The organism is Brevibacillus borstelensis (assembly GCF_037834415.1).
Classification (GTDB): domain Bacteria; phylum Bacillota; class Bacilli; order Brevibacillales; family Brevibacillaceae; genus Brevibacillus; species Brevibacillus borstelensis_A.
This window is the reverse complement of the sequence record NZ_JAUMSJ010000077.1, coordinates 1-4,122: the sequence shown is the minus strand read 5'-3', so window position 1 is coordinate 4,122 and position 4,122 is coordinate 1. Positions and strand designations below refer to the sequence as shown.

Annotated in this window: 3 protein-coding genes; all 3 read left to right on the top strand. The window is 36.0% G+C overall.

What is annotated here, in order from left to right; translation table 11 throughout:
• The coding region (locus Q3F21_RS26930) for a tellurite resistance TerB C-terminal domain-containing protein (RefSeq protein WP_340259633.1) at positions 1–394 on the top strand (394 nt) is incomplete at its 5' end.
• A complete protein-coding gene (locus Q3F21_RS26925) occupies positions 395–1,711 on the top strand; it encodes an ATP-binding protein (RefSeq protein ID WP_340259631.1) in 1,317 nt (438 codons plus the stop codon).
• An 8-nt stretch (positions 1,712–1,719) separates the two neighbouring features.
• Entirely contained in the window at positions 1,720–3,855 is a 2,136-nt protein-coding gene (locus Q3F21_RS26920; RefSeq protein ID WP_340259629.1) for a DEAD/DEAH box helicase, read from the top strand.
• Positions 3,856–4,122: the final 267 nt, after the last annotated feature.

Genomic DNA, 4,122 nt, shown 5'->3' with positions numbered 1-4,122 from the left:
AAGCGAAGTTGGTCATTCCGAAATTGCTTCGGGAGAACATAAAGAAAATGAGAGTACACCAATCAATATCCCAATAGATGAGAAGGTTAAAAATCTGGATGTATTTTCCGTTTTTAATACGCTAGTTGAAGAAAATGATATGGGGTTAGTTGAAGCATTAACAGCTAAAGAAATTGAGTTCTTAACTGGATTTGAAGATGGTAAAAGGAACTTTACTGAAGCCAATCAGTGGCTAAAAACCAAAGGAATTATGCCTGGTATGTTTATCAGTTCACTAAATGAGAAATCCCATGAGTTTTTAGGAGACAATTTAGTAGAAACAAGTAGTGAGGATTATGAGGTTTACGAAGAATTTGAGTATATATTAGCAAAGTTAAAGGCTGGTGAAGCATAAATGAAAATTAGAAAAAAGGATTCCCAAGCGATTTTAAATTCTCTTGCTGGGGGTGTTGTACCAAGCAGGGGATTGGAGTATATCATGGTAGGTCGAGCTGAAGAAGCCAAGCAAATCCTTTTTGATTTACAGAACATAAAAAAGGGTACGTCAATAATCAAATTTTTTATCGGCCCATTTGGAAGTGGGAAAAGTTTTATACAGGCATTGATCCAACAAATTGCCTTTAAAGAGAGATTTGTTGTTACCAAAGCTGATTTCACACCTGAACGTCGTCTATACGGTGCAGAAGGGAAGGCAGTAGCTACCTATACAGAATTAATGAAAAATATGGCGATTGCAACCGTTCCCGAGGGCAATGCCTTACCTACGATACTTGATAAGTGGATTAGTGAAGTCCAGAGTTCTGTGGTTCTGGAGAAAGAGTACGGCTCGATATCTTTTGAAAATGAAGAATTCGTAAAAGATGTTGAAAGAGAAATAACTAAAGTTGTCACGAAAATGGATGAACTTACAGGTGGATTTGATTTTGCACGGGTACTTAATCAGTATTTTAAAGGATTTGTTAACGATAATTCTGAACTCCAACGCTGTGCTTTACGCTGGTTGCGTGGTGAGTACACGACTAAAACCGAAGCCCGTTCTGATCTAGGTGTAAGGGAAATTATAGACGACAGTAACTATTACGAATATATTAAGGTAATGTCTCAATTTGTTAAGCAGATTGGATATTCTGGAATGGTTGTCAACTTTGATGAAGCCATTAATCTATACAAAATTACTCACCCTCAAACAAGAGAGAAGAATTACGAGACCATATTAAAAATATTTAACGATACACTCCAATGTAATGTAGAAGGTTTATACATTACCTTAGGAGGAACGCCTGAATTTTTAGAGGACGAAAGAAGAGGACTTTTCAGTTATGGTGCGTTGAAAAGGAGATTGGAATTAAATCAATATGAAACGATAGAGTATCGTGATCTTTCTCAACCAGTCATTAAGCTAACCCCTTTAAAAAACGAAGAAACATTTGTTCTACTTAAAAAAATAAAAGATATACATGCAGTTCATTTCGAATACCAAACAACAATAACCGAATCGGACATAATGAGTTTTATCCAAACTCTTTATTCAAGACCTGGGGCAGAAGATAATCTCACGGCTGGAGATATTGTTCGGCAATTTATAGGTGCGCTCAATGTACTCCACCAAAACCCAACGTTTGATAAAACGAAAATCTTTGGAGGTCTAGATAATCAAACAATTGATTCAAAATCATCCGTTCATTCCCGATTTCAAAAAACAAACTTGTAGGTGGTAGCATGAACCCCTTTTATTTGTTGTCAAAAAGTATGCAGAAAAAAATATGGGATATGAAATGGGGTAGGTTTACCCCTATTCAAGAAATGGTTATTCCAACAATCATTCACACGAATAAAGATATCGTGATTTCTTCGGGAACTGCTTCTGGTAAAACGGAAGCAGCTTTTTTACCTATCCTCACACTAATTGAGTCGACAGCTGGGCAATCATTAAAAGTAATTTATATTTCACCACTAAAAGCACTAATAAATAACCAATTTGAGCGAATAGAGAAGGTTTCCGAGCATATCCATGTACCTATTCACCGCTGGCACGGAGACGTTGATCAAGGGAAAAAGAAAAAATTTATTCAGTCACCAGCAGGTATTCTTCAAATCACCCCTGAGTCGATTGAAAGTCTGTTTGTTAATCGAACTGAGCACATAAAACGTATATTTTCAGACGTAGAGTTTTTTGTGATAGACGAGATTCATTCTTTCTTAGATACAGAGCGTGGAGTTCAACTGCGCTCTCTGTTATCACGGATTGAGAATTACTGTAAAAATAGACCAAGAATTATTGGATTATCGGCAACAATAGATAACTTTGACTTTATTCGTTCTTGGATCAACTATTGTAATACGGATAATGTGGAAATTATAGTATCACCTGGGAATGATAAAGAGTTAAACTACTCCCTTATGCACTTTCAGAATGACGAAAGTTTTAAGAAACCAGTAGTATTTTTTGAGGATTTAAGGGAGCTGACAAGGGAAAGTAAATCAATCATTTTTTGCAATAGTCGAGGAGAGGTCGAAGAAACTACCGTATTTTTGAACCGATTAGCAAAGAGAGAAAATGTTGGAGAAACTTATTACGCCCACCACTCCTCTATCGATAAACAGGAACGTGAATATGTTGAAAGAACAATAGCCAATTCATCGGCTCCAAAGAGTGTTGTAGCGACAAGCTCATTAGAGTTAGGAATTGATATCGGAGAAATTGAATTGGTAGTCCAAGTTGATAGCACTTTCACTGTATCTTCACTGAAACAACGGTTAGGTCGTTCAGGCAGAAAAAAAGATACAAACCAGTATTTGCAATTGTATACAACCAATCAGGACAGTCTATTACAATCACTAGCAGTTATGGAACTTCTATTGGAAAAGTGGGTTGAACCTTCAGTGGGCTATCCAGTTCCGTATGATATTTTGTTTCAACAGATCGTTTCCATTTGCCAAGAGCATAATGGAATAACTGAAATAGAGTTAATTAACAATCTCAAAGGTAATCACGTATTCTATTTTTTACCTACTGAAGAGATTAGAATGTTAATCCACCATATGATTAATTATGATTTTCTCGAATTAATTAATGGAAGCAAAGAGTTGATTGTAGGTCTTGACGGTGAACGTATATTACGAGATAAAGATTTTTACTCAGTTTTTATGACATCAGAAGAATATGAAGTAGTAAATGGAGCTAAAAAAATAGGGCAATTGGATAAGAAATGGCTTATTAATGAAGGAGACAATATCATTCTTGCGGGAAAACTGTGGACTATCCAGGGTATTGAGGAAAGCAAAGGGAAGGTCTACGTTACAGCGGCGGTCAATGCGAATCCCCCAAGATATTTTGGGGATGGCAGTAAGATACATTCGAAAATATCGGAGAAAATGCACGAAATACTTTGTTCAGATGAAAAGTTTCGTTATATAAATAAGGAAGCATTAAATGAGCTTAATGATCTCAGAAAGGCATACCATTTGAACAATATCAAATCACAGCAAAGAGTTCTTTGGAAACAAAGAGACAGTTATTATTTTGAGGGGTATACGGGAACCAAAATTGCACGTACATTGGTCTGGATGTTACGTTCATTTGGAGTACAAGTCAAAAAGTATGATGAATTTGGAAGGTTAGAAGTTACGAGTTCCATTTATTTACTCGGGACTTTAGAACAGATTACTCAGAAGGAGTGGAGGGAAGAGGAGTTAATTGCTTTTACACGAGAGGAGGAGTTTTTTCAGTCGAAATATAGTGCTTTGCTACCTCAAGAGTTGTATATGAAAATGCATATCTTACATGAGATTGATATTAATGGAGTTGTGGCATTCCTTAAAAATATACAAATTATCGTTATAACAATGGATTAATTAGGGATAGGCGTCGTTTTTTCAATTTAAAAATTCGTGGATCAACAACCTCAGTCGGGCAACTTTAACATACATCACGCCTTCAATACTGTCTGCTAACGAAAGTTAACTCATTTGGTTGCAGCTTTAGAAATGAACCAAGTTAAACAAAATGTAGCGTAATGCTTAAAATAAAAAACCGTTAGGTTTCCTTACAACAAATTCTTACGATCCCCAGTGAATACATGTCATTTTCTCTGAATCAAAGCACTGAGACAGAGAAGAAGT